Below are 23903 nucleotides of genomic sequence, written 5' to 3'. Positions count from 1 at the left end.
TCGGTTCCAACAGCCCGCGGTCCGAGGCGGGTCCCACCACTCGGATAACCGGCATTTAAGCCCTCGCTGGACACACGACGGGGCATGGCTACGGCACGGTGGTCCTCTGGATTTGGGTTTATTCTCGCGACGGTCGGCGCGGCAGTCGGTCTCGGGAACATCTGGCGGTTTTCTGCTGTCGTCGGCCAGAACGGTGGCGGTGCCTATCTCGTTCCCTACCTGATCGCAGCCTTCGTCTGTGCCGTGCCGATGCTCGTCCTCGAACTCGCCGTCGGCCGACGACTCCGGACGGACGTCGTCTCCGCGTTCCGGTCCGTCAAGACCGAGTACACGGCGCTCGGATGGCTCATCCTCGGTGGGGTCCTCCTCATTCTAAGCTACTACCTCGTCCTCACCGGGTGGGTGCTCGGGTTCTTCCTCTCGTGGCTGGCCGGGTCACAGACGACGTTCGCGCTGTTCACCGCGAGCTGGCTCCCAGTCGGGTACTTCGTCATCGCGACGGTGGTGACTGGCGGCGTCGTCTCGATGGGCGTCCGCGGCGGTATCGAACGCATGGCGAAGGTCGTGATGCCGACCGTGTTCGCATTACTCGTCGCGCTTGCACTGTACGCAGTGACGTTATCCGAGTGGGACCAGGCCGCGGCCTTCCTGTTCACCCCGGAGTTCTCGGTACTCACGGACCTCGGCATCTGGAGTGCGGCCTTCGGACAGGTCTTCTTCTCGATGTCAGTCGGCCAGGGGATCATGCTCACCTACGGGAGCTACGTCGAGGAGGAGACGGATCTATTCAAATCGTCGTTCGTGATCACGATCGCCGATATCGGGGCGGCCGTCATCGCCGGCCTCGTCATTTTCCCGATCGTGTTCAGTTTCGGCCTCCAGCCCACCCTCGGGACGGAACTCGCGTTCACGACACTTCCGACCGCGTTCGCGGCGATGCCGTTCGGGCGGGTCATCGCGATTGGCTTCTTCGGTCTCCTGTTTTTCGCCGCGCTGTCGTCGTCCGTGGCACTCCTCGAGGTCGGCGTCGCCGCCGCGGAGAACACGACGCGACTCTCTCGTCCGCGGGCCACGCTGCTGTTGACGGGTGGCGTGTTCGTGGCTGGCATTCCCTCTGCACTGAGCTACAGTCCGGTCAGCCTCGCTGTTGCAGGGCGGCCAGTTCTGGACCTGATTGACGAGTCGGTGGGCACGTTTGCGCTACCCATTTCGGCGCTCTGCATCGTGTTCGTCTTCGTCTGGATGGCAGATCTCGAGACCGTTCACGAGGAACTCGGACGGCTCTACCCGTTCGTTCGCTATCTGATCCCGGCCGTGCTCGTGGTCGTTACCGTTGCGCGGACTGCCGGCATCGCTCGTCCGGCGTGGCGACTTATCGTCGACCACACTCGAAACGGCCCACTGGGCCTGCTCGTCGCTGTCGCTCTCTTGCTGGTCTTCGCCGTGTTGGGGTGGGCACTCCGGAATCGACTCCCTGCACCCCCTCGTCTCCGTGGTCGCCGCCGCTAGTCCGGATTCTGTTCACCGGGACGGTGCGACTCGGTCGCGGACTCATCGTGTTCCTCTCGGAGATCCGTGCGGCGTTCTCTGAACTCCTCTCGGGTGATTTCGCCCCGTGCATAGGCAATCCGGAGTTCCTCGAGGGCCGGATCGGGGCGACTCATCGCGACCGATTCGACCGACTTGGAAAACATGTACCCCATTCCGAGGACCACCACGAGAAGCAAGAACATCAGGGCGACGGCCCACACGATCGGGAGGCTCCGGGTCGTCCGCGTGACGATCCAGATGAGCACCACGTCGAGCAATTCGAGGATGAAGAGGACGAGGAGCAACGGGACGAAGATCAGGATAGCGATGAGGAGAGCGAGCCGTACGTTTGCGTCTCTGGGCCTGGACGTCGACATACGCGTGTTCTAGAACGTCGATCGCAGGGGACTTAACCGCTCTTCTCGGGCGAGCAACTAAGTTCGCTACCATCGACATTCGTCACACACTATTTCCATGGCTGCCGATTCCGCTGACGTTCCGGATTCGCCGCCTTGGTATTCGCTGTCTCGCGACGCTGTCTCCGCGGAAGTCGATGCAACTGCTGACGGACTCACCTCAGAGGACGCAGCGCGGCGACGCAAGGAATACGGTCCGAACCGGTTACCGAGGGCGAAGCCCCGGACGTGGTGGCAGATCGGACTCCACCAGTTCCAGAACCCACTCATCTATATCCTGGCTATCGCAGCGATCGTCTCCTCTGCGATCGGCGAAGTTACTGATAGCGGCTTCATCGTCGCCGTCCTGCTCCTGAACGCGATTATCGGCGGCGCACAGGAGTGGCAGGCAGAGCGGAGCAGTCAGGCGCTCCAGCAACTGCTCCGCACCCGAGCGACCGTCGTCCGCGACGGGGAGACGCGAGAGATCGATGGCGAAGACGTGGTTCCTGGGGACGTTGTCCTGCTGGAGTCGGGCTACAGGGTGCCCGCAGACGTCCGTCTACTTTCCACACACGGCCTTGAGATCGACGAATCGGCACTGACTGGCGAGTCGGCGCCTGTGTTGAAAGACGAGTCGTGGTCGGTCGACGGGACGGTCCCGCTCGGTGACCGCCGGAATATGGCGTATGCGGGGACGGTCGTCAATCGCGGCCGGGGACGCGGGATCGTCGTCGAAACGGGTGCGGAGACCGTCGTCGGCCGGCTCGCCGAAGACGTCACCGCTGTCGAAGGCGGGAAGCCCCCGCTCATCGTCCGGATGGAGCGGTTCACCCGCGTCGTCGGGGCCACGGTCCTCGTTGCGGCTATCGTCGCCGCACTCCTCGGCATCTTCGTCCGTCAGTACGACGCCTTCGAGATGTTCCTGTTCGCGGTCGCGCTCGCCGTCTCGGCCATCCCCGAGGGACTCCCGGTCGCCATGACCGTCGCGCTGGGGGCCGCGAGCCGTCGGATGGCGAAGGTGGGCGTCATCGTTCGGCGGCTCGTGGCCGTCGAAGGACTCGGTAGCTGCACGATGATCGCCACGGACAAGACGGGGACCCTGACGGCGAACGAGTTGACCGTCAAGCGAGTGCAACTTCCGGACGGAACGTCGTTCGAGGTCACCGGTGAGGGATACGCCCCCGAGGGACAGGTCCTCCAGGAGTCCCAACCACCGGATCCCGAGCTCGAAGACGATCTCGCACGGATCGCCCGTGCTGCAGTCCTCTGTAACGAGGGGCGACTCTCCCGTCGGAACGAGGAGTGGACGTGGCGTGGCGATCCGACCGACATCGCGTTTCTCGCGCTCGGGCAGAAACTCGGCTGGGATCGAGACAAAGCGCTGCGGAAATACCCACAGGTAGACGAGATCCCGTTCGAACCGGAGTATCGGTTCTCCGCGACGTTCCACGAGGAAGAGGGCTCGACGCGGGTGTTCGTCAAAGGGGCTCCCGAGCGGGTCCTGGAGATGTGTGATACCTCGACTGCGGACGAAAGCACCGCCGAACTCCAGTCACGGGCAACGGAGCTGGCCAGAGACGGCTACCGCGTGCTCGTCGTCGCCGAAGGCAGTATCGACGGGGAACTGGATCCGGAAGCCCCGCCACCGGAGCCGTCGGGACTGACGTTCCTGGGCTTTCTCGGCATGATGGACCCGCTCCGGTCCGGGGTGAAGGAGGCGATCGCCGCTGCTGGAACGGCGGGCATCGACGTCACGATGGTCACCGGTGATCATCCCGAGACGGCCCTGGCAATCGCCCGGGAGCTCGGACTGGCCGAGGATCCGGACGAGGTCATGACCGGTGCGGACCTAGTCGATATCGATGCTGACTCGTTGCGGGAGGTGATCCAGCGGATTCGCGTCTTCGCCCGCGTCTCGCCGGAACAGAAGCTCCAGATCGTCGAGGCCGCGCGGTCGGTCGGGCACTTCGTCGCCGTGACCGGTGACGGCGTCAACGACGCGCCCGCACTCCGGCAGGCGAACATCGGCATCGCGATGGGCCGCATGGGAACCGACGTCGCCCGTGACGCGTCCGAGCTCGTCATTAGTGACGACAACTTCGCGACGATCGTCGGCGGAATCGAGCAGGGGCGCGTCGCCTACGACAACATCCGCAAGGTCATCTACCTCCTCGTGTCGACCGGTGCCGGCGAGGTCGTCCTCGTTCTCCTGGCGCTGGCGGCGGGCTTGCCGCTCCCGCTCCTCCCTGCACAGATCCTGTGGCTGAATCTCGTCACGAACGGGATTCAGGACGTTGCCCTCGCGTTCGAACCGAAGGAGGACGACGTACTCCAGCGGCCGCCGCGGTCTCCGACCGAGCGGATCTTCGACCAGCTGATGATCGAGCGAACCGTGATCGCAGCTGCAGTAATCGGCATCGTTGGCTTCGGGGCGTTCTGGTGGATGATCGGCCAGGGATGGGCCGAAGAGACCGCACGGAACCATCTCCTGTTGCTGATCGTCCTTTTCGAAATCGCCCACATCGGGAACGCCCGCTCCGAGACGAAGTCGGTGCTCCGGCTCTCCCCACTGAAGAGTCCGATCCTGCTGATGGGGACAACTGCTGCGTTCCTGATCCACCTCGCAGCGATGTATCTCCCCCTTGGGCAGGCCGTCCTCGGGACGGCCCCGGTGGCACTGGAGACGTGGGTCGTGCTCGGGGGCGTTGCGCTCACGCTGCTGGTCGCGATCGAGCTTCACAAATTCACCTGGCGGAGACGGAAATCGATAGACCCTACGGAGGAAGAAGACGGCTAGTCACCGTCATGCTTTTCTCGGACATCTATGAGACACTGGAAAGCACCCGAATGGTCGCTGCCCTGGCCGCCGGTGGTCGTAGGCTTTCTCCTCCTGGCGGTGCCACCGCTCGTTCTCTTCGGCTTCGGCGTGTGGGGGGCCATTCTCCCGCGGGGGATCGTTGTACTCGGTCCGGTCCTCGTTTTTGGCACCCTCGGAGTCGGGTTGGGGATCAGATACGAATGGTGGGAACTGCGTCGTGTGATCGATGAAGGAACAGTCGCTATCAACGAGGCCCATTGGAACCTGTTGGCTGTCGTTGGCGGGACACTACTCACCTTCGCTGGCGTCGCGGAATTGGGGGTATCTCCGATCGTCGCAGCGAGCGTGGTCGGCATCATCGCAACCGCAATGGTCCGGAATGTGGCCGTTCCAGTTTACTGCGGAGCGTTCGTCGGTATGACGTCCCCGGCGCTGTTTGGATCGTACTGGTATGCGACCCTCGCTGCGGCACTGGCCGGTCTACTGTTTACCGTCGCGCACCCGGTATTTCACGGTCTGGGGGGAAAGTTGGGAACGACCGCGTTTGTCGGGGTATCACTGGTCGTGTTGCCGACCACCGCCTCCTTTCAGAGCGGTCCCATCCCCGGCCAGCCGGTGCTCCTCCCCGTGGTCGGATTCGCGGCACTTGGTGCCATCATCACCTTCACGGTCCATACTCGCTCGGCCGCGAGCCCGGTTCTGGCCTCTGGGCTCGTGGGTGTGGCCGGCGGACTCCTGCTCCCGATGTTCTTCGATGTCTCGGGAGGACTACTCGCCGCCGCGGTTTACTCGGCGTCGTTCGCCGGGATGACGAACCCCAGACGTATCCCAAACGAGTGGTGGATCGGAGCGACTGGGATCGGCGTCGGTCTGGTCGTGGTGTACACGACTCCGTTTGTCGGGGGGTCGGGAGGGAAACTAGGGACGATCGCATTCGGTTCGTGCCTGGGTGTCCACGGGACCCTCCGAATGGTCGACATCTTTCAGCTCGCCCGCCACGGCTATCGGCCCCCGGAAGAGGAGACGACCTGAGTGGCACTCTCCCTGCCGCAGCCGGTCAGTCCTGTGGTTCAGGCATCCGAACCGTCATCACGGGTACTGGTGACGTCCGCACTGTTTTCTCGGCAACACTCCCGAGGAGGTATCGCTCGATGCCACTGCGTCCGTGCGTTCCCATGACGACGAGATCGATATCGTGCTCCTCGACGTAGGAGCGAATCGTTCGATATGGGTACCCGTGTTGTATCGCGGTTTCGACTGCTGAAACGGATGCACGGGCAGCCTGCTCCTCGATGGTTTCGACCGCCGACCGTGCCGATTCTTCGAGCGCGTCGAGTATCGCACTCGAACGGACATCGACGCCCATGGCCATCGTATCGATGACAGAGAGGGCATGCACGCGAGCGTCGTAGGTGCGCGCAATGTCGACAGCAGGGCTAATAGCGGCCTCAGCTCCCTCACTCCCATCGGTTGGCACCAGGATGTCGGTGTAAGGGTACGTGACGTCACTCTCCTCTTCCGCTCGGACCGTCAACACTGGCACATCCGAGAGCCGGACGACTTTCTCGGTGACACTCCCCAGAAGAAACCGTTCGACGCCGGTCCGGCCGTGGGTTCCCATGACGACGAGATCGATGTCCTGTTCTGTTGCGTAGCTCAGAATCGCCTTGTGGGGGATGTCAGTACGGACGGCTTGTTCGACTTCGACGCCACTCTCCGAAAGCTCGTTGCAGGTTCTCTCCGCGAGCTCCGCTCGTTCTTGCTTGGTTTGGTCGGCTCGAGGGGCGTTTTCGAGCGTTCTGGAATCGGCCACACATAGTGCGTGTACTCTCGCTTCGTAGCGTGTTGCCAGATCTTCGGCGTACCCGACGGCTGCCTGCGCACACTCACTACCGTCGGTCGGGACGAGGATCTCGTCGAACATCAGTCGATCATAGGGGGTTCGATTGGAGGCCTCATCAAGGATTGGACCGGAGTACCGCCGCCACCCTCCGTACGATAGATCACTCGTTGACGTTATCCTGCGATCCGATGGCAATCGGCAACCACACATATGTGAGTACGACGAGAGCGACGATGCCGAGCAGATTCAACCACAACCCGACACGAGACATCTGGGGGATCGTCACGTAACCACTGCCGAAAACAACCGCGTTGGGCGGCGTTGCGACCGGAAGCATGAACGCGAACGAGGCTGCAAGGGCCGCAGTAGCCATCAGCGACAGCGGTGAGACCCCGGGGGTCAATCCGAGACTGATCATGATCGGCATGAACACTGTCGCCGTCGCCGTATTCGACGTGACCTCCGACAAGAATACCACGACGGTCGCGATGATCAGCACGAGTACGAGTACCGGCACCCCCGCAATACCGGCGAGCCCCTGCGCGATGACCATGTCCAACCCGCTTGCCTGAAACCCGTTCGCCAGTGAGAACCCTGCTCCCAACAACAGGAGGACTCCCCACGGGACGCGCGTCGCGTCACTCCAGTTCAAAAGAAACTCTCGATTCTCGTAATCGACGGGAACGACGAACAGGAGGATGCCGCCGACCATAGCAACGACGGTGTCCGTGATTGCCGGAAAGAGCGGCTGGAGGACGAACGGTCGCAGGAGCCACCCGCCAGCAACGAGGATGAAGACGGCCAACACTCAACGTTCACCGCGAGAGACCGATCCGAGCGTCTCATGCTCTCTTCGGATGACTGTCTCGGCTCCTTGATCGAGTGACAGTTCGGGGCGAATGAGCTTCAACAGCAGTCCCCACGAGATGAACAGGAACACGAGCGAGAGCGGCCCCGCGAACACGAGCCAGTCGAGAAAGCTGATTTGCACGCCCAGCCGGGACTCCGCAACGCCGGCGAAGACGGCGTTCGGCGGACTACCGATCAGGATTGCCACCCCACCGATCGACGCGCTGTACGCGATGCCGAGCATCAGGGCGAGGCCGAAGTCCGTCGCCGGGCGTTGTTCGGGGTCGGTTCGAACCCCTGCAACGAGTTCGTCTACGTCCTGATTTTCGGCTGGTGGATACCCCTGTTCGTCGATGGTTCCAAGCGCCACGATGACCGCGGTGCCGATCGGGACCATCAACATTGCCGTCGCCGAATTCGAAATCCACATCGAGAGGAACGCAGTCGCCAGCATGAACCCGAGCAACAGCCGATCCGATTGGACACCCACGAACCCAACGATGGCGAGCGCGATACGCCGATGAAGGTCCCAGCGTTCGATCCCGAGCGCAAGGAGGAATCCTCCGAGCAGCAAAAACACGACCGGATCGGCGTACGGTGCCGTGGCCGCCGGGACGTCGACGACGCCGGTCACGGGAAAGAGCACGATCGGAAGGAGGCTCGTCGCCGGGATCGGGATTGCCTCGGTCACCCACCACGTCGCTATCCAAAGCGTGCTTGCGAGTGCGGCGTTGGCCGACGAGGAGATTTCGAATGGTGTGAATACGAGAAAGCTAGCGAATACGAGCGGTCCCGCGACCAGTTCTATACGTTGTCGAGAGATGTAACGGGGACGGCCACCGGGGAGAATCATTTCTGCTATCATCATATTCGAGATACTTATTCACATATGGATGACTAACCCCACCGAGATCCTTCATGCGAGATCAGCTTGTACCGGTGTGGAAGAGGATTGAACCAGATCAACCCTTCCTCCTCCTGCGGAACCACAAAGTGCCTCTACGGATGATGGAATCAACCGGATCGCTTTACCACAAGGACCGGGACGTCGACGGTCCGTAGCACGGTGGAAGCGACACTCCCGATCAGTTGACGCTGGAGATTCGACCGGCCGTGAGAACCCATGACGACGAGGTCAACGTCGTTTTCCTCGACGTATTCACGAACACCGGCAGCAGCCCCCTCGAACGATGACGTTCGTTCGACAGCTGTCTCCACAGTCAGATCCGGGGCAGAGTCCTCGATCTTGGTTGCGACACTGTCCACGGCGTCTTGCCCTCTCGCGTCGAGGCGTTCGATGAACTCCTTTTCGAGCCCTCCTGCGTTAAATGCACCTCCTGCCGCCTGCAGGTCCACGACGTTCAACACGTGAACGGCTGAATCATAGCGCTGTGCGATCGCTATTCCATGCGGAATCGCCACGTCGGCGTTTTCGCTCCCGTCGGTCGTGATGAGAACGCGTGTATAATCGGCCTCCATTTCAGCGTCGTCCTCGCCCGGGACGACGAGCACGGGGACGTCACTTCGATGGAGGACCTGCTCGGTGACACCGCCCAAGAGCCGCCGACCGAGCCCGGTCAATCCCTGTCTCCCGACGACGATCAGGTCTGCGTCCTGCTCGGCCGCATACTCACTGATCTGGACCGCGGGCTTGCCTTCGGTCAGTGTCGTGGTGACGGGATGACCGAGTTCCGACGCAAGCTCCTCGATCTCTGTGATGGCCGACTCCCTCCGTTCTCGCAACTGGGTTTTCACGGCAGAGGTTTCTGTGAGCCGGAGGGCTTTTTGTTCGACGACAGAGAGAACGGCGGCGGTCGCGTCGAAGACTTGAGCGAGTTGGAGACCACGTCTCGCTGCTCGCTGCGCTTCATCACTCCCATCCACAGCGATCACAATACGGTCATACATCCTTGAGCGGGATTTCGAGGGCGACTCCCTTCATGATTTGCCAGGGTACTCTCGATGGCCAAGATGTTATGAGAGCGTGTCTCGTAGCTCTACGGAGATATCCATGAATTTCGATGAGTTCACAGGGGAGATCCAGCACCGCCTCGAACTGCCCGGCACTGGAGAGACAGTCCGAGCGATTCGAGCGACACTGATGACCTTAGGGCAGCGAATACCTGAGGGGAACGCTGAAGATCTCGCCGCCTCGCTCCCGATGGAGATCCAGTGGTATCTGACCGGGGCCGTCCACGAACACGGCCAGCGCTTCGACTGGCGGGAGTTCGTCTCACGTGTGAGTGACATCGAGGGCAGCGATCCACCGGAGGCTGCCTATCACGCACAGGTCATCATGGATCTCGTGAGTACACTCGTGCCGGCGTCCGACCTGCAACAGCTCCGTGACCAGCTCCCGGAGAGTGAGGACGACGAAAACTGGCGCAAGCTCTTCGCAGTCATCGACGCAGGTGGCTGGGGTGACGCCCAAGAAGCACAGACGGGCGGAGGTCCGCAATCCGACGAGGGAGTTACTGACCCGTCCGGGGAGACGGATAGCTAACCGACAACGCAGATCTTTGTTCCAGAGACAGTAGTCGAGTCACCGGTCTCGGCTTACCCACTCTCCGATTCGCTCTGCGTAGGAGCTCGGCGTGCCAAGATCACCGAACTCACGGCCGTCCGCCCGACTCCCTCGGCGACCGAACCGACGAGCATCCGCCTGAGAAACGGCTCTCGTGTCGCACCCAGAATGGTCAGATCGTGGTTCGCTGTTTCGTCTGTAATCTTCCCTGCAACGTGCTCACTCTGGAGGACCGTTGACTCGACGCGGATATCGAGGTCTTCGAGACGGGACGAAGCCTCCTCGAGGAGAACAACAGCATCTTCCTGCGCCGACTCGGACGCAGATGGCTGTTGAATATAGAGTAGCTGCACCGCCGCCTCGTGTTGTGACGCAATCGTCCCAGCGAGCCCGACGGCAAGCTCTCCATGGGGGCCTCCTGCGACTGGAACGAGAATCGACGTGATATCGCCAGTGGGGGACCGGATACGTTTGACGAAGACGTCACAAGGGGCTTCACCGAGGATGCGGTCGAGAAAACTTCCCAGCACGACATCGCGTCGCCGGGGTCGCCCGCGCCACCCTACGAGAAGCGCATCTGCATCGTGTACATCGACAGCTCCAACGATGCCTGTTGCAACATCTCGAGCGTAGCGCATCCGGGATTCGACGGTGACACCGGCAGCGGTGGCTTGTTCGACCGCATCATCCAGAAGTCGTTCTTCTTCACCGTGCTCTTCGATGAGGCTGTCTCCAGCAGAGAGCGGAAGCTGTGGGGGGACTTCGACGACGTGTACGACGAGGATCCGCATCGATCGTCCCCGTGCGACATCGATGGCAGTGTCGAGGAGTCGTTCTACGGTTTCAGGATTCGCTACCGGAACCAGGAGCGTCCCGTTCTGGCCGGTTGTGTCCATAGGCACCGTTTGACACGCTTGGTGCTATATGTTCCCCTCGTGTCCCACTCGAGAGTTCGGATCACAAGGGTCAGTGATGTCTTGCAAAGCAGTATTGTGGATGGGGTCTGAGTCGAGCGTGGTCTCACTGAGCGGGAACCGGCCCCGACGTTTATCGAGGTGTCATGTAAAAGTTTCAGCATGGGAGAACTAGAAGCAGAAGCCCAGAAAACGCGTGGCGAGATCGCCTCGTATCTCCGTGAGCTAGCAGATCAACTCGATGGCGATGGGGACGTGAGACTCGAATTGGGTGGCAAACAGGTCGTGCTGAATCCAACCGAGCCGGTGACGCTCAAGCTCGAAGGGGAGTCGGACTGGTCCGAAGGGGACACTGAGGCCAAACAGAGTATCGAAATTGAGCTGGTCTGGTGGCGTGAAGCTGCGAGCCAGAACGAAGGGAAACTGAATATCGTGAACGAGGGCGCGTAGGACCGTCTCCCGATATCCAAGACATGATCATGTACGGCCACATCCTGTTTCCATCGACTGGGCCTGTTTCTACTCGGTGGTGGCGTGATCGTTGGACTCGCTATCGTTCTGGTACAGCGAGAGTGAGTGTATTGTCAGCTCACACTAACGGCTTCAACCGGAAAAGAGCGGGCCTGTATTCGACGATATCTTACTAGACGAATACCTACCGGACAATGGAGACGAGGACAGGCGACCGCCGCATGACTGTCTCGGCGACACTCCCCAGGGGAGTGGCGAATCGTCGTCTCGGCCGTGACTTCCCATGATTATGTGATCGATATCGTTCCTCTCGGCGTACTCGACGATTGCCCGCCATGGTTCGCCTACATCGACCTCTGTGGTTATCTCCGCCCCGTGATCGGCGGCGAGCTCGCGTGCCTCGTCGAGTATGTCGTCAGTTTCGTCCCGAGCCTAGTCGTGCCATTTCTCGAACTGGGCCTGAGAGAGCGGTCTGTCGTCGTTCTCCCACGCGCCGTGTGGCGTCATAACAGAAAGAACCGTAACCTGGTCCTCCGGATACGTTGTTACCGCGTACTCCAGCCCTTCCAGAGACTTCGGCGATCCGTCCACGGGTACGAAAATTCGTCGTGACATGACTACACATCAGACCGCGAAACGAGAAAAGTCTGCAGGCAAGCCAATCTGACTGCAGTCACACGTGCCTCCCCCTATCTCCGGGATGCCAACTACAGCGTGAGCGGATAGTTTCATCCGTACTCAGCCGGTCCTACCGATAGCTATCATTTGAATTCCCACAGTGATCGCGTCTCTTTTCCCTCTCACGGCATGTAGGCTCTCTCGTATGCCAGAGGAAGTGCTCTTCAAATCAGAGCAGCGTATGAACCGAGAACAGATCGCCTCGTACCTCCAGACGGTCGTCGATAAACTCAACGCCGGTGAACCGATCACGCTCCAGGGTGGTGGTGACTCGGTGACGCTTGAGCCTCCCACACAGCCCACCTTCGAAGTGAAAGCCGAACGCGAAGGCCCGACGAATGGCCCGAAGGAGCTGAGCATCGAGTTCGAACTCGAATGGCCGGAAGATGGCGATGACGGCGGCGAGCTCGAGATCGGGTAACAGCCTACCCGTGTTTTCGACGGGAGTAGACCAACAGGACGACCACGAGGATACCGGTTCAGAGGACCAGAGCCCCGAGTTCCAAGAGCGCGAGTTCGGAGATCGTCAGTGGTGGATTATCTATCAGGATCGCCGACCCGAGGGCGATGACGAGGATGAGCGCTGGGGTGAGAGCGAGTGCTGCCCCAATGATGAGGATCGTCCGAAGATTTGGGTGCCTCGATCAGACCCATCAGTCAATCGGCCCCTAAGAACGACCCAGTCGGGATATTGTGGCCGCTGTCCCGACAGATCTGTGCCCCTCTCTTCCGGGTTTCCCGACCGGATGGAAAGCGTTCATCCTCCCGTATGGACTGAATGATCCACCGCTTTAGCGCCTCCATCTCCTCGTCACCGGCGACTTGTTGGACCTCTCGAAGGGATTTCTCGTAGACGTTCCGACGAGATCCTTCCTTCTGTTTCGCTTGTCTGCGTGTTCCGAGATCGAAGGCGTCTTTCACGCTCTCATCGATCGCTTGCAGAGCTTCTCTCACGGTCATATGCGTTTATTGGTCGTGGCGGTAAGAAACTCTACGTGGTGGTTCCCATAGGGCGAGTTTCATACATTCACCGGATGAAGGCGAGAGTATGTACACCGACATCTTGATCCCCACAGATGGGAGTCAGGGAGCGCAGGCAGCTATCGAACACGGCCTCGAAATTGCACAGCAGTCCGAGGCCACGGTTCATGCCCTGTACGTGGTTGATACGCGGGTATCGCGATCCGGACCGCTTCTCGAGCCACTCCGCCAGGAAGGACGGAAGGCAGTACGAGACGTTGAGGTGGCTGGAGCCCAAGCCAGTCTCGATGTGATAACGGAGATCGTTGAGGGAGTTCCGGCTGAAGAGATCCTCGATTATAGCGCGACTCATGGGATCGATCTCGTTGTGATGGGCACCCAGGGTCGAACTGGAGTGGATCGCTTCGTGATGGGGAGCGTCGCTGAACGTGTGGTCCGCCAGTCTCCAGTTCCAGTCCTTACCGTTCGTCAGCAGGAGAGGAAATTATGACAATTGAATCGAGATATAAACTGTGATAGACTAGCCGTCTGAATGCGCTTCGATCGGTGGAGCACTCACGTTGACTCATTGTTCGGCACCCGATCCGTCTCAGCAAGGAGTTTCTCATGAGCGGTAGTGATATTTTGGCTTGACAGCATCCGTGGGCTCAGCCTGAATCCGTCTCATGATGTTGTTTCTACCAGCTATCGAGAACAGTAGTGGCAAGACCTCTCTGGTCACAGCGTGGCCGTTGCTGGATGTGACAGGCGCGGGAAGTCGACCCCACAACACGAACCCGTTCGGAACGGTACGTTCATTTCAGTCTCCGCCAAAATCAGTCGTATGTCTGACAACGTTCTCGTCGCCTTCGACGGCTCCCCGCTCTCCGAGCGTGCCCTCACCTACGCTCTCGAGACCTTCCCGGACGCAACCATCACCATACTGTACGTCATCGATCCGGTCGACGCGGTGATCGACGTGGAAGCAGGTGGCCTGCCAGTCGCCGAGGACTGGTACGACAACGCCCAGGAACGCGCTACCAGCATTCACACGACCGCTACCGACCTCGCGGCAGAGCAGGGTATCGAACTCGATACTGTCACGGAAGTCGGCAGACCGGCGCGTGCGATCCTCGAATACGCCGACGACCAGGGGATCGACCAGATCGTTCTGGGTAGCCACGGACGGTCGGGAATCGGCCGGATGCTCCTCGGAAGCGTCGCCGAGACGGTTACCCGCCGAGCACGGATCCCGGTGACGGTCATCGGATGACCTCTTCGACCAGATATCGTTTGTATATCGTTGGTATCCCTAACACATGAAAGCCAACCAGACCACAGGGACCGAGAACGTGGCCGTTACTGAATCACCGTCTCTCTCGACGTGTACCGTCCACATCGAACGACGAGGTGGTCGTGGTGAAGCGGGAGCGCGGGCACTCGAACGACATCTCCGGAGTCTATCCGGCGTCCACGACGTCGACGTCTCGTTTCGGACGGGGAGCGCGCGGATCACCTACGACGGGAGCGTCACCTCGGAAGCGACGATTCGAGACGCGGTCCGCGACCGCAACGTCTCGATCCAGGACGACCCCGATACCGCGCCGGACGACGTGAGCACCCGCTCGGAACTCCGACGGGAGGCGGTGTTCGTCGGCCTGACGCTGCTCGGGATGGTGACCGGCCTCGTGACCGGGTGGCTCGAGGGACCGCAACTTCTCGGGTGGGCCGGTTACGCCGTCGCATACGTCTTCGGCGGCTGGTACGGGCTCAAAGGCGCGGTCGAGACGCTCCGCCACCGCGCGGTCGATATCGACCTGTTGATGATCGTCGCCGCGATCGGTGCCCTCTCGATCGGGGCACCCTTCGAGGGCGCGATGCTCCTCTTCCTGTTCTCGCTGTCGAATACGCTCCAGCACTACGCTATCGGCCGTTCGCGCCGGGCGATCAAGTCCCTCGTCGAGATGCGGCCGGACGAAGCGCAGGTGCTACGCGACGGCGAGGAGGTCACCGTTCCCATCGACGACGTCGCCGTCGGTGACGTGTTCGTCGTTCGTCCCGGCGACAGAATCCCCCTCGACGGCGTCGTCAAGTCCGGCGAGGGAACGGTCGACCAGGCCTCGCTCACCGGTGAATCCGTCCCCGTGCCGAAGGAACCCGGTGACGAGGTGTTCGGTGGGACCATCAACGAGAGCGGGAGCCTCGAAATCGAAGTCACGCGGCAGGCCCACGAGTCGGCGATCAGCCGCCTCATCCACATGGTCGAACGGGCCCAGAGCGAGAAGGCCCCGACCCAGCGGCTCATCGACCGCCTCGAACAACCGTACGTCCTCGGCGTGTTCGGGCTCACGATCGCTGCGATCGCCATCCCGCTCGCGCTCGGGAGCGAGTTCACCGGCACGTTCTACCGCGCGATGACCCTGATGGTGGCCGCCTCGCCGTGTGCGGTCATCATCTCGACTCCTGCGGCGGTCCTCTCGGCGATCGCCTCCGGCGGCAGGCAGGGCGTCCTGTTCAAGGGCGGCGAGCACGTCGAGGCCGCAGCGAACATCGACGCGGTCGCCTTCGACAAGACGGGCACACTCACACGGGGTGAGACACAGCTGACGGACGTGTTCGTCCGTGACGGGCAGACGGACGAGCCACTGACTCCCGACGGGCTACTCGCGCTTGCGGCCGCTGTGCAGGCCCGCTCGGAGCATCACCTGGCCCGTGCGACGGTGGCGGAAGCTGAAGCACGATCACTCGCCGTCCCCGACGCACGGGGGTTTCAGTCAGTTGCCGGGAAAGGCGTCCGAGCCGACGTCGACGACGGGACCGTCCACATCGGGAATCGAAGTTACGTCGAGACGGTCCTCGGGGATGCAGCGATCGAGGGTCTCGAAACAGGTCTCGATCGGCTCCGGACCCTGGAGGCGGAGGGGAAAACGAGCGTTCTCGTCGCTCGAGAGGCTCGCGGCGAAGTCACCGTGCTGGGGTGGCTCGCGTTCACCGACACGGTTCGTCCCGGTGCCGCCGAGATGATCGACGACCTCCGCTCGCTCGGCATAGAGCACATCGTCATGTTGACGGGCGACAACGAGCGCGTCGCACAGCAGATCGCCGACGAGGTCGGTATCGACGAGGTGCAGGCGGAACTGCTGCCGGAGGAGAAAGTGGCGACCATCGAAGAACTGGTCGATCGCTACGAGAACGTGGCGATGGTCGGTGACGGGGTCAACGACGCACCCGCCCTCGCGACGGCGACGCTCGGCATCGCGATGGGTGGTGCAGGGACGGACGTCGCGCTCGAAACCGCCGACGTCGTGCTGATGGGTGACGACCTCAGCAAGATCCCGTACGTCCTGGGACTGGGACAGAGGACCCGTCGAACGCTCACGATCAACCTCGCCATCGCGTTCGGTGCGATCGCGCTGATGGTGGGAACGATCCTCCTGCGCGGGATCCCGCTTCCTCTCGCCGTGATCGGACACGAGGGGTCGACCGTGGTCGTCTCGTTGAACGGACTCCGTCTGTTGAGCTATCGCTGACGATCGGATCAGAGCGATCGACGTTCCCGGTCGAACGACGATCCACGCGGGATGGCAACCCGATGTCCCAGCATCCGGTTGTTAGCAGCGATGTACGACGACGTACTCTCGTCCCGTAGAGCGACCGAGGCGAGAGCCGGCCGACACGCCCTGGAGAGTCGCGAGGGAGTTCGCCGGACTCCCGCTTCGAAGTCGAATCGGTCGCCGTCGACCCATCGCTCGCTGCCCTCCTTATGTATGGCACGACCGAGCGGGTAGATCACTCCGCTGTGAGATACGACTCGGCCGTCGTGGCGATGATCTCGCTCGCCCGCACGACGTCGTCCCACCGAACGTACTCGTCGGGCCTGTGGGCGAGGTCGACCGACCCGGGGCCGAACACCACCGTCGGGATCCCCGCATCGATGTAGTGACGGGCGTCGGTCCCGCCCGTGAACCCCTCGTACTCGGGCTCGGTGATCCCGTACTCGCCCGCCGCCGCGACCAGTCGCCGGACGATCGGCTCGTCCCGGTCGATCTCCGAGCCCTCGAACTGGATCGAGAATCGCTCGAACGTCGGCGGGTGTGCCGAGAGCCAGTCGCTCTCCGCGGCGACCGCGTCGAGCCGTTCCTGGAACTCGACTTCGACCTCGCGGACTGTCTCCTGTGGGGCGACGCCGATCCGGATCTCCGAGGTGAGCTCCGCCGGGACGCTCGACGCCCACGACCCCGCCTCGACGGTGCCGAAGTTGACCGGCCACGGGTTCTCGTACGCCTCGAACAGCGGGTGAGTCACCCGTTCGGCGCGCTCGCGTTCGAGGTCCTCGAAGGCGTGCCGGATCCGCTCGAAGTGGGGTAGTACCGACTCGCCCTCCCACCGTCGGGCGGCGTGCGCGGACTCGCCGACGATCCCCAGGCGTTTCATCAGGCTCCCCTCGGCGGCGATCACGACGGCGAAGTCGGTCGGCTCGGCGACGAGCGCCGCGTCGCGCTCGAAGGGGTACGGGTTGCGCATCGCCGCGGTGGCCGCCCCGATCCCGCCCTCCTCCTCGCCGGCGACGCTCTCGACGACGAGACGGCCGTCGAGGCTCTCCCCCTCCCCTTCCTCCGCGCGTTCGGCGACGGCGAGCGCCGCGAAGATACACGCGACGAGCCCGCCCTTCATGTCGAGCGCCCCGCGGGCGTAGAGCCGGCCGTCATCCCACCGGGGCTCGAAGGGGTCGCTCGTCCACGCGTCCCTCTCGACCGGGACGACGTCGGCGTGGCCGTTGAGGACCACCGTGGGTCCGTCGTCGGGCTCCCCGAACTCGAGGACGCCCGCGACGCTCGGCCGGTCCTCCAGATCGAGGGTTTCGGGTGGCGGGAACGAGGGGTGATCCGCCAGGATTTCCGGATCCGGTTCCCACTCGTACGTCTCGAACCCCAACTCCTCCAATTGACCGCGGAGCCAGGACTGGACGGCGGCCTCCTCGCCGGGGTAGCTCGCGAACGAGACGAACCGTTCGAGGGTCTCCCGCATCGACGCCTCGTCTATCTGCATTATCGTTCTATCATCTGGACGGGGGTGCCATAGTGGCTTCTACGCACGGCCAGAGGGCCGGACTTCACGTCGTCACGAGAGGTGCTGCGTGTGCTCGGAGGCGAGATCGATCACGACCCAGCCGTTTGGAAAGATATGGAATGGATCCGGAGATCGTTGACAGTCGGTCACGAGCCCCATAGCCCGAGGAGATCGGGTCTACGGGGTCCGTCGAGTCATCGAGGTCCGACCGTTTCGGTGTCCGAACCGGGACCGGACGTACGAACCGTCGTGGTCGCGCTCTCGGCGTCCTCCGGAACGAACACGTCCGTCGAGATCGTCTCCCCGGCGCCCGAACGGAGGGTTCCCATGGGGGCGGTCTGGCTGGACACCGGGGCGCCGTCCCCGTCGAAGAACTGGACCGTGACTTCGATGTCGGCCGTCTCGCCCTCGTTCTCGACGGCGAGTTCCACGTGACCGACCCCGCCTGCCAGGTCCTCGACCGCGGTCTCGTCGCCGCTGCCGTCGTAGAACACCGCGTGCCCCACGGTCAGGGTACTCCCACCGCGGATATACCGGAAGAGCCGGTCACCGACCTCCTCGTAGAGGTCGTTACCCCTGGTGCCCTCGTCGAAGAGAACCCCGATCGGGTTGAGGTCGGCGCGCAGGTCGCTGGCGATCGTCCGGCGGTTCCGCGTGTTGGTCTTCAGCCGTCGGTAGTCCTCGATGAACGGATCGAACTGCGCGGGGAGGTCGCCGTCGTACAGGTCGGCGAACGCCCGGAGTTCGTCGTCGAAGTCGACCACCGGGGGGAGGGAGGCGACCGTCCCGTCGAGAGCCCACGGTTCGGTGACGTCGGTGGGGTCGACGGTCCCACTCTCGGCAGCGACGTCGGCGGTATCCCGGTCGAAGTGGCCGAGGGTGTCGAGGAGCACTGCGAAGAGGGCGCTGACTACTGTGACGAACAGCACGCCCCCCGTGAGCAGGTGCGAGATCGGCGCCGGGAGGGTGAACTGGAAGAGCGCGATGAACACGCAGGTCACGAGACCGACGACGAGGAGGAACGACCCCAGGTTGGGGTTCTCGCCGGTGAGGAACTCGATGCTCCGGAGGAAGTTCGAGTCGCTCCCCGTGTCGGCGCTCTCGGTGGTGGATTCCTGGGCGGTCATCGGTCAGTCGGCACCCGGGAGATCGGCCCCGTCGCCGTTCGCCTTGACGGCGCGCTGGAGCACCTGTACGAGGTGGGAGACCCAGAGTCCGGCGGTGAACCCGAACAGGGTCCCGACGGCCGTGATCCGGATCGACTCCGGGAGCGGTGCGAGTGCGGCGACGATGCACAGCGCACCGAAGATCACCATGAGGACGTACTGGACGCGCGTGTCCCGGTTCGCGCGTCGTATCTCGGCGAGCATTTACACCGAACCGTAGGGGTCCAGCGCGGATTAACCCCTCAGTGTAGGTACTCGTTTGCCGGTTCGGCTCTAGGGGTTCCCGAGCTCGCGACCCCTCGCCGGTATCCGAACCCACAGCACGTCCCCGGCCGAAGGGATACCATGACGGGACCACTCGTAACCGAGCACGACGGCCGACTGCTGGCGCGCATCGAGGACGACCGGATGGTGTTCGAGGCGAGTCTCGACGAACTGGAGCCGACCGACGTCACGCTCCGTTTCTACCGCGACGGGACACAGGTCGGGAGTATCTACAACGACGACGGGACCGAGCGAACGATGGCCCGACTGACGCCCGGCCGCGAGGGGTCGGACTTCCTCGGCGCCGAGGTGCCGACGTCGTTCGTCGAGGCGGTTCTCGACGCCGCCGAGGAGTCGGGCCGGGTCACCGACAGGGCTGCTGCCGAGGGATACCGCAAGCGGGTCCTCTGATACGGGCGGTCGTAACGATGTACCGGCGATCGCCCGGACGGGGTCGGCGGTCACCGGTAAAAAAACTACAACCGTCCGAATGAATCGGACGCGGCGACGTCCGAGGCCTATCGACCTGTCCCCGACTCGCGGACCGCGCGGTTGTCGGTGACCGTCTCCAGCCCGAGCCGGTCTCGATCGCGTCGTACCCGAGGTCCGGCGCGTCGCGAGGACGCCACGACACCACGGACGGGACGAGCGCGACGGCGAGCGCCCGCCTCGTTTATATTCTCTGAATATAGGCTAAACCGTCTACAGAACTCTCGAAAGCGCTACTGAGACAGTTTCCGGCTCTGCAGGGTTTAAACGTCCGAGGGTCCTAATAACGGTACAGTGAGTTCTGATATACCCGACCGGGACGAGCCGTGCGAGCGCGCCTACGAGACGGTCGAACTCGGCGTGCTGGTGGTCGGTGCCGGAGCGGCCGGCGCGCGGACGGCCATCGAACTCGTCGAGCGGGGTGTCGACCCCGAGGACGTGCTAGTGATCGGCAAGCGGAGCCACGGCGACGCACACACGACCTGGGCTCGCGGCGGGATCAACGGGGCGCTGGGGACCCACGACCCCGAGGACGACTGGACGGTCCACGCCGCGGACACGCTCCGGGAGGGTCACTTCCTCAACGACCCCGAGAAGGTCCAGACGGTCACGCGCCGGATGCCCCCCGCCCTGCGCGAGCTGGACGACTGGGGGATGGCCTACAGCCGGACCGCCGACGGCGGGATCGACCAGCGGTACTTCGGCGCACAGTCGTTCCGGCGGACGGCCTTCGCCGGCGACCACACCGGCGAGTCGCTACTGGAGACGCTGATCGGGCGGGCCCGGGAACTGTCGGTCCCGTACCGGGAGAACGTGTTCGTGACGCGGTTGCTCGCGGACGACGCGGGCGAGCGGCTGCTCGGGGCCGCCGGGTTCGACACGGACACCGGCGAGTTCGTGCTCTTTGAGGCCGACGTGGTGGTGCTCGCCGCCGGCGGCTACACGAGCCTCTACGAACGGCACTCCTCGCGCGACGACGAGAACACCGGCGACGGACCGGCGCTGGCCTACCAGGCCGGCGCGCGGCTGATGGACGTCGAGTTCGTCCAGTTCCATCCAACCGGGATGGTCGGCGACCGCTACGGCGAGGACTGGGACGGGAGACTCGTGACCGAGGCCGTCCGCGGCGAGGGCGGCCGCCTGTTCAACGCGGAGGGCGAACGGTTCATGGAGCGGTACTCGCCGGACCAGATGGAGCTCGACGCCCGCGACGTCGTCGCCCGGGCCATCGACCGGGAGGTCCGCGAAGGGCGGGGGACCGAGCACGGGGGTGTCTACCTCGACATCTCCCACCGGGATCGGGACTTCATCCGCGAGCGCCTCCCGCGGATGTACGAGCGCTTCGCCGACCTCGGCGTCGACATGGCCGAGGAACCCGTCGAGGTCGCCCCGACGGCCCACTACGGGATGGGCGGGATCCTCGTCGACGGGACCGGCGAGACCGACGTCGACGGGCTCTACGCCATCGGCGAGACGATGGCCGGCGTCCACGGGGCCAACCGTCTGGGCGGCAACTCGCTGGCCGAGACCGTCGCGTTCGGCGCGGTCACGGGCGAGGCGATCGCCGACCGCCTCCTGTCGGGGGCGAGCGACGGGGTCGACCGCAGCCGGCTCCACGACCTGGCGAGGATCCACTTCGAGGACCTGCGCGGGCTCGCGGACACCGACGGCACCCACGACCCCGAGGCGCTGTTCGACGGGCTTCGCGGGCTGCTGTGGGAGCACGCGGGTATCCTCCGAGACGGGGAGGGGCTGTCGGCGGGGCTCGACGCACTGGCCGACCTCCGGATGCGGGCGAGCGACCTCGAGGTCGGCGGGCCGACGAGCCGGTCGTTCGAGTTCGCGATGAACCTCGGGTTCGCGCTCGACGTCGCCGAGGCGATCCTCCGGGGCGCGGCGGCCCGGACGGAGTCCCGCGGGGCACACGCCCGGACCGATCATCCCGAGACTGACCCCGAGTGGCGACGGAACCTGATCGTCGACCGGGACAGCGTCGGCGCGATGCGGCTCGCGACCCGGCCCGTCGACGATCCGAGCGAGGCCGTCCAGGCCGCGCTCGACGCCGGATACGAACTCGACTACCACCAGCTCGAGTGACCCGGATCCGACCTGCCCGGGTCAGGACACGAGCCAGGATCGGCGTCGGACGTCCGGAGGCGGTCGACCCTTCGTGACGGACTGCAGGCGGCGTGTCGTACACTGTTTTCGCGTACTCCTGGCGGATCGGCCGAAGGAGTCGAGCGATCCACGGAGGCCGTCCCGCCCCCTATCGTATCGGACGGCCCGGAGCCAGGGAGTGAATCAGGACGTTACTGACCAGTCGGAGGTGGGGGCGTCGCTCCCTGGGTACCGACCCCGATAGAACGACCACGAACGGGAGGTCGAGCACTCATCCTTCCCCCGACAGCAGCGTCAGTCCGCCGCCGGCCGTCCCTCGTTCCCCCGTTCGATGGCCGGATCGAACCGGCGCCGGAGGGTGGGGACGACCGAGGCGTCGAGCGAGAACCGACCGGCGCCGGTCACCATCAGCGCCGAGGAGAGCCCGAAGAGGGTGACGTGGGCCAGCACCGGGTCGTCGGGGAGACCGAACAGCGTCGTCGTCAGGAGGACGAACCCCGCGGCGGCGGCCCCCCGGGTGAAGGTTCCAGTGAGGAAGGCCAGTCCGACGACGACCTCGACGAGGCCGGCCCCGAACACCCACAGCTCCGGGGAGACCGGCACGACCGCGGTGAGGTCGTACCTGGCGACGACGGCGGCCGCCCGCGCGGGTTCGAGCCACTTCTGGGCCACCCCGAGGTAGACGAAGTTCGCCCCGAGAAAGACGCGCAGGACCACGGCGGCCGCCTCGGCGTCGATCCCGAGCCGCGAGAGCAGCGTCCCCGGCGTGGCAACGTCGCGAAAGCGGCTGGCGACGGTCCCGTCGGTGACCACCAGCCGGCGGAGGAGTATATCGGCGCTGGGCTGTCCGGGTCCGACGACCACGATGGCGAGGAAGCCCGCGACGTACTCGCTTGCGAGCAGGAGCGTGAGATCGCCCGCCAGGGCGGCTACATAGACGAGCAGTCCAACCCCGGCGACGATGCGGGTCGCCAGCCCGAACAGCAGGCAGAACCCGAGCCCGACCTGGAGGAGCCTGGCCTCGGCGGGCACGCTCGGCGAGAAGAGGTAGCCCGAAAAACCCGCGCCGACCAGCGGTAACCCGACCGAGAGCCGGAGCATCCACGGCAGGTACGGCCGGTAGGACCGGAGCGTCCGGCGGGCGACCTCGACGTCCGGGAGCGAGCTCGCAAAGCGGAGGTAGCCGGCGACCAGCACGGCGACGAACAGCCCGCCGCCGCCGAGCAGCGCCAGGGCGACCGGGTCGCTCACGACGGCACCGAACAGCTCCGTGGGCGACCCGGCCGGTCCCTCCTCGGTCACGTAGTCGACGTGGGCTCGCGTCGGTCCGGCGAACCCCCACAGCAGGAGGAGCAAACCGAACGCACGGCCGTGCAGTGTGGCGATTCCGGTCACGTCTGCGGTAGGCGTCGCCCGGCATTAAGGCTGGCCCGTGACCGACCACCACACCGGACCGGACGTCGTACCGGAGTCGCCCGTGTTCGGCTCGCGTGGTGGCGCCGGTATCCGGGGATCGTGGTTCGGTTCGCGGTCGGACCGCGGATCAGTGGTGCGCCGGCCGATTCGCGCTCGACGCTCTCCGTGTCCCCTTCGGGACCGGGGATCTCCCGAATCCGCCGCTCGGCAGGTCGGGCGCCGGGGGTATCGTGGTGACGGCTGCTCACCGGCGGCGGCCAGGACGTGACGGACCCCCAGCTGTCGGGGGTGTCGACCGACACGGTCTCGATTCCGAACGTCGCCGGGATCGACCACGACCCGCACGAGCGGACGCTCGAGACGGCGGGCCGTGACGCGACGGTGGCACTCGCCGA

At 64.0% G+C, this 23903-nt stretch carries 22 protein-coding genes and 1 pseudogene; 11 read left to right on the top strand and 12 right to left on the bottom strand.

Going from position 1 to position 23903, the window contains the following annotated elements:
• The first annotated feature begins 84 nt into the window (after window positions 1–84).
• Window positions 85–1509, top strand: coding sequence for a sodium-dependent transporter (locus tag WDJ58_RS21440; protein WP_338915347.1), 1425 nt, complete (start codon window positions 85–87; stop codon window positions 1507–1509).
• Here the strand turns inward: WDJ58_RS21440 and WDJ58_RS21435 are convergent.
• The gene (locus WDJ58_RS21435) at window positions 1506–1907 is read right to left on the bottom strand and encodes an SHOCT domain-containing protein (RefSeq protein WP_338915346.1); all 402 of its coding nucleotides are present in this window, start codon (window positions 1905–1907) and stop codon (window positions 1506–1508) included. The two genes, WDJ58_RS21440 and WDJ58_RS21435, sit on opposite strands and share 4 nt — an antisense overlap.
• Window positions 1908–2004: 97 nt before the next feature.
• Here WDJ58_RS21435 and WDJ58_RS21430 point away from each other — a divergent pair, with 97 nt between their 5' ends.
• Both WDJ58_RS21430 and WDJ58_RS21425 read left to right on the top strand, forming a co-directional pair.
• Window positions 2005–4725 (top strand): cation-translocating P-type ATPase, encoded by a 2721-nt coding sequence (locus tag WDJ58_RS21430; RefSeq protein ID WP_338915345.1) that lies wholly within the window; start codon window positions 2005–2007, stop codon window positions 4723–4725.
• 27 nt (window positions 4726–4752) lie between these two features.
• Window positions 4753–5778: a hypothetical protein gene (locus WDJ58_RS21425; protein WP_338915344.1), complete on the top strand. Its 1026-nt coding sequence runs from the start codon at window positions 4753–4755 to the stop codon at window positions 5776–5778.
• Window positions 5779–5803: 25 nt separating this feature from the next.
• Here WDJ58_RS21425 and WDJ58_RS21420 read toward each other — a convergent pair whose 3' ends face one another.
• The 3 genes and pseudogenes from WDJ58_RS21420 to WDJ58_RS21410 all read right to left on the bottom strand — a co-directional run bounded on the left by WDJ58_RS21420 (window position 5804) and on the right by WDJ58_RS21410 (window position 9346).
• The gene (locus WDJ58_RS21420) at window positions 5804–6670 is read right to left on the bottom strand and encodes a universal stress protein (protein ID WP_338915343.1); all 867 of its coding nucleotides are present in this window, start codon (window positions 6668–6670) and stop codon (window positions 5804–5806) included.
• Window positions 6671–6749: 79 nt separating this feature from the next.
• Window positions 6750–8291 (bottom strand): annotated as a pseudogene (locus WDJ58_RS21415) (SLC13 family permease).
• Between the two features lie 161 nt (window positions 8292–8452).
• Window positions 8453–9346: a universal stress protein gene (locus WDJ58_RS21410; protein WP_338915342.1), complete on the bottom strand. Its 894-nt coding sequence runs from the start codon at window positions 9344–9346 to the stop codon at window positions 8453–8455.
• A 103-nt stretch (window positions 9347–9449) separates the two neighbouring features.
• Between WDJ58_RS21410 and WDJ58_RS21405 the strand changes: the two genes are divergently transcribed.
• Window positions 9450–9941, top strand: coding sequence for a DUF2267 domain-containing protein (locus WDJ58_RS21405; RefSeq protein WP_338915341.1), 492 nt, complete (start codon window positions 9450–9452; stop codon window positions 9939–9941).
• Between the two features lie 53 nt (window positions 9942–9994).
• On the opposite strand, the gene WDJ58_RS21400 is transcribed toward WDJ58_RS21405, so the two are convergent.
• Window positions 9995–10858 (bottom strand): universal stress protein, encoded by an 864-nt coding sequence (locus WDJ58_RS21400; protein WP_338915340.1) that lies wholly within the window; start codon window positions 10856–10858, stop codon window positions 9995–9997.
• Window positions 10859–11038: 180 nt separating this feature from the next.
• Between WDJ58_RS21400 and WDJ58_RS21395 the strand changes: the two genes are divergently transcribed.
• Window positions 11039–11326 (top strand): amphi-Trp domain-containing protein, encoded by a 288-nt coding sequence (locus tag WDJ58_RS21395; protein WP_338915339.1) that lies wholly within the window; start codon window positions 11039–11041, stop codon window positions 11324–11326.
• Window positions 11327–11479: 153 nt separating this feature from the next.
• Here the strand turns inward: WDJ58_RS21395 and WDJ58_RS21390 are convergent, their stop codons facing one another.
• Window positions 11480–11713: a universal stress protein gene (locus tag WDJ58_RS21390; protein ID WP_338917889.1), complete on the bottom strand. Its 234-nt coding sequence runs from the start codon at window positions 11711–11713 to the stop codon at window positions 11480–11482.
• A 66-nt stretch (window positions 11714–11779) separates the two neighbouring features.
• Window positions 11780–11962 carry a universal stress protein gene (locus tag WDJ58_RS21385; RefSeq protein ID WP_338915338.1) on the bottom strand — a complete coding sequence of 61 codons (183 nt, stop codon included), beginning with the start codon at window positions 11960–11962 and terminating at the stop codon, window positions 11780–11782.
• A gap of 208 nt (window positions 11963–12170) precedes the next feature.
• On the opposite strand from WDJ58_RS21385, the gene WDJ58_RS21380 reads away from it, so the two are divergent.
• The gene (locus WDJ58_RS21380) at window positions 12171–12446 is read left to right on the top strand and encodes an amphi-Trp domain-containing protein (protein WP_338915337.1); all 276 of its coding nucleotides are present in this window, start codon (window positions 12171–12173) and stop codon (window positions 12444–12446) included.
• A 236-nt stretch (window positions 12447–12682) separates the two neighbouring features.
• Here WDJ58_RS21380 and WDJ58_RS21375 read toward each other — a convergent pair whose 3' ends face one another.
• Complete coding sequence (locus WDJ58_RS21375; protein ID WP_338915336.1) at window positions 12683–12985, bottom strand: hypothetical protein; 303 nt, start codon at window positions 12983–12985, stop codon at window positions 12683–12685.
• Window positions 12986–13073: 88 nt separating this feature from the next.
• Here WDJ58_RS21375 and WDJ58_RS21370 point away from each other — a divergent pair, with 88 nt between their 5' ends.
• The 3 genes from WDJ58_RS21370 to WDJ58_RS21360 all read left to right on the top strand — a co-directional run bounded on the left by WDJ58_RS21370 (window position 13074) and on the right by WDJ58_RS21360 (window position 16515).
• Window positions 13074–13496: a universal stress protein gene (locus WDJ58_RS21370; protein WP_338915335.1), complete on the top strand. Its 423-nt coding sequence runs from the start codon at window positions 13074–13076 to the stop codon at window positions 13494–13496.
• 333 nt (window positions 13497–13829) lie between these two features.
• Window positions 13830–14258 carry a universal stress protein gene (locus WDJ58_RS21365; RefSeq protein ID WP_338915334.1) on the top strand — a complete coding sequence of 143 codons (429 nt, stop codon included), beginning with the start codon at window positions 13830–13832 and terminating at the stop codon, window positions 14256–14258.
• A gap of 79 nt (window positions 14259–14337) precedes the next feature.
• The gene (locus WDJ58_RS21360; protein ID WP_380661668.1) at window positions 14338–16515 is read left to right on the top strand and encodes a heavy metal translocating P-type ATPase; all 2178 of its coding nucleotides are present in this window, start codon (window positions 14338–14340) and stop codon (window positions 16513–16515) included.
• A 259-nt stretch (window positions 16516–16774) separates the two neighbouring features.
• On the opposite strand, the gene WDJ58_RS21355 is transcribed toward WDJ58_RS21360, so the two are convergent.
• The 3 genes from WDJ58_RS21355 to WDJ58_RS21345 form a co-directional block, all read right to left on the bottom strand.
• Window positions 16775–18034, bottom strand: coding sequence for an ArgE/DapE family deacylase (locus WDJ58_RS21355; protein ID WP_338915332.1), 1260 nt, complete (start codon window positions 18032–18034; stop codon window positions 16775–16777).
• Window positions 18035–18249: 215 nt separating this feature from the next.
• Window positions 18250–19182 carry a hypothetical protein gene (locus WDJ58_RS21350; protein WP_338915331.1) on the bottom strand — a complete coding sequence of 311 codons (933 nt, stop codon included), beginning with the start codon at window positions 19180–19182 and terminating at the stop codon, window positions 18250–18252.
• Between the two features lie 3 nt (window positions 19183–19185).
• Window positions 19186–19425, bottom strand: a complete 240-nt coding sequence (locus WDJ58_RS21345) for a hypothetical protein (protein WP_338915330.1) — start codon at window positions 19423–19425, stop codon at window positions 19186–19188.
• 141 nt (window positions 19426–19566) lie between these two features.
• On the opposite strand from WDJ58_RS21345, the gene WDJ58_RS21340 reads away from it, so the two are divergent.
• Window positions 19567–19896: a hypothetical protein gene (locus tag WDJ58_RS21340; protein WP_338915329.1), complete on the top strand. Its 330-nt coding sequence runs from the start codon at window positions 19567–19569 to the stop codon at window positions 19894–19896.
• Window positions 19897–20268: 372 nt separating this feature from the next.
• Window positions 20269–22071: an L-aspartate oxidase gene (locus WDJ58_RS21335; RefSeq protein ID WP_338915328.1), complete on the top strand. Its 1803-nt coding sequence runs from the start codon at window positions 20269–20271 to the stop codon at window positions 22069–22071.
• A gap of 315 nt (window positions 22072–22386) precedes the next feature.
• Here the strand turns inward: WDJ58_RS21335 and WDJ58_RS21330 are convergent, their stop codons facing one another.
• Window positions 22387–23487 (bottom strand): DoxX family protein, encoded by a 1101-nt coding sequence (locus WDJ58_RS21330; protein ID WP_338915327.1) that lies wholly within the window; start codon window positions 23485–23487, stop codon window positions 22387–22389.
• Window positions 23488–23903 lie beyond the last annotated feature (416 nt).

It is taken from the genome of Salinirubellus litoreus (genome assembly GCF_037335815.1).
In the GTDB taxonomy this organism is placed as follows: domain Archaea; phylum Halobacteriota; class Halobacteria; order Halobacteriales; family Haloarculaceae; genus Salinirubellus; species Salinirubellus litoreus.
This window is presented reverse-complemented; position numbering and strand designations above follow the sequence as displayed.

Excerpts from the sequence above, each read along its gene's own strand:
- WDJ58_RS21440 (WP_338915347.1), top strand. The coding sequence starts at position 85 with ATGGCTACGGCACGGTGGTCCTCTGGATTTGGGTTTATTCTCGCGACG.
- WDJ58_RS21435 (WP_338915346.1), bottom strand. The coding sequence starts at position 1,907 with ATGTCGACGTCCAGGCCCAGAGACGCAAACGTACGGCTCGCTCTCCTC.
- WDJ58_RS21430 (WP_338915345.1), top strand. The coding sequence starts at position 2,005 with ATGGCTGCCGATTCCGCTGACGTTCCGGATTCGCCGCCTTGGTATTCG.
- WDJ58_RS21425 (WP_338915344.1), top strand. The coding sequence starts at position 4,753 with ATGAGACACTGGAAAGCACCCGAATGGTCGCTGCCCTGGCCGCCGGTG.
- WDJ58_RS21420 (WP_338915343.1), bottom strand. The coding sequence starts at position 6,670 with ATGTTCGACGAGATCCTCGTCCCGACCGACGGTAGTGAGTGTGCGCAG.
- WDJ58_RS21410 (WP_338915342.1), bottom strand. The coding sequence starts at position 9,346 with ATGTATGACCGTATTGTGATCGCTGTGGATGGGAGTGATGAAGCGCAG.
- WDJ58_RS21405 (WP_338915341.1), top strand. The coding sequence starts at position 9,450 with ATGAATTTCGATGAGTTCACAGGGGAGATCCAGCACCGCCTCGAACTG.
- WDJ58_RS21400 (WP_338915340.1), bottom strand. The coding sequence starts at position 10,858 with ATGGACACAACCGGCCAGAACGGGACGCTCCTGGTTCCGGTAGCGAAT.
- WDJ58_RS21395 (WP_338915339.1), top strand. The coding sequence starts at position 11,039 with ATGGGAGAACTAGAAGCAGAAGCCCAGAAAACGCGTGGCGAGATCGCC.
- WDJ58_RS21385 (WP_338915338.1), bottom strand. The coding sequence starts at position 11,962 with ATGTCACGACGAATTTTCGTACCCGTGGACGGATCGCCGAAGTCTCTG.
- WDJ58_RS21380 (WP_338915337.1), top strand. The coding sequence starts at position 12,171 with ATGCCAGAGGAAGTGCTCTTCAAATCAGAGCAGCGTATGAACCGAGAA.
- WDJ58_RS21375 (WP_338915336.1), bottom strand. The coding sequence starts at position 12,985 with ATGACCGTGAGAGAAGCTCTGCAAGCGATCGATGAGAGCGTGAAAGAC.
- WDJ58_RS21370 (WP_338915335.1), top strand. The coding sequence starts at position 13,074 with ATGTACACCGACATCTTGATCCCCACAGATGGGAGTCAGGGAGCGCAG.
- WDJ58_RS21365 (WP_338915334.1), top strand. The coding sequence starts at position 13,830 with ATGTCTGACAACGTTCTCGTCGCCTTCGACGGCTCCCCGCTCTCCGAG.
- WDJ58_RS21355 (WP_338915332.1), bottom strand. The coding sequence starts at position 18,034 with ATGCAGATAGACGAGGCGTCGATGCGGGAGACCCTCGAACGGTTCGTC.
- WDJ58_RS21350 (WP_338915331.1), bottom strand. The coding sequence starts at position 19,182 with ATGACCGCCCAGGAATCCACCACCGAGAGCGCCGACACGGGGAGCGAC.
- WDJ58_RS21345 (WP_338915330.1), bottom strand. The coding sequence starts at position 19,425 with ATGCTCGCCGAGATACGACGCGCGAACCGGGACACGCGCGTCCAGTAC.
- WDJ58_RS21340 (WP_338915329.1), top strand. The coding sequence starts at position 19,567 with ATGACGGGACCACTCGTAACCGAGCACGACGGCCGACTGCTGGCGCGC.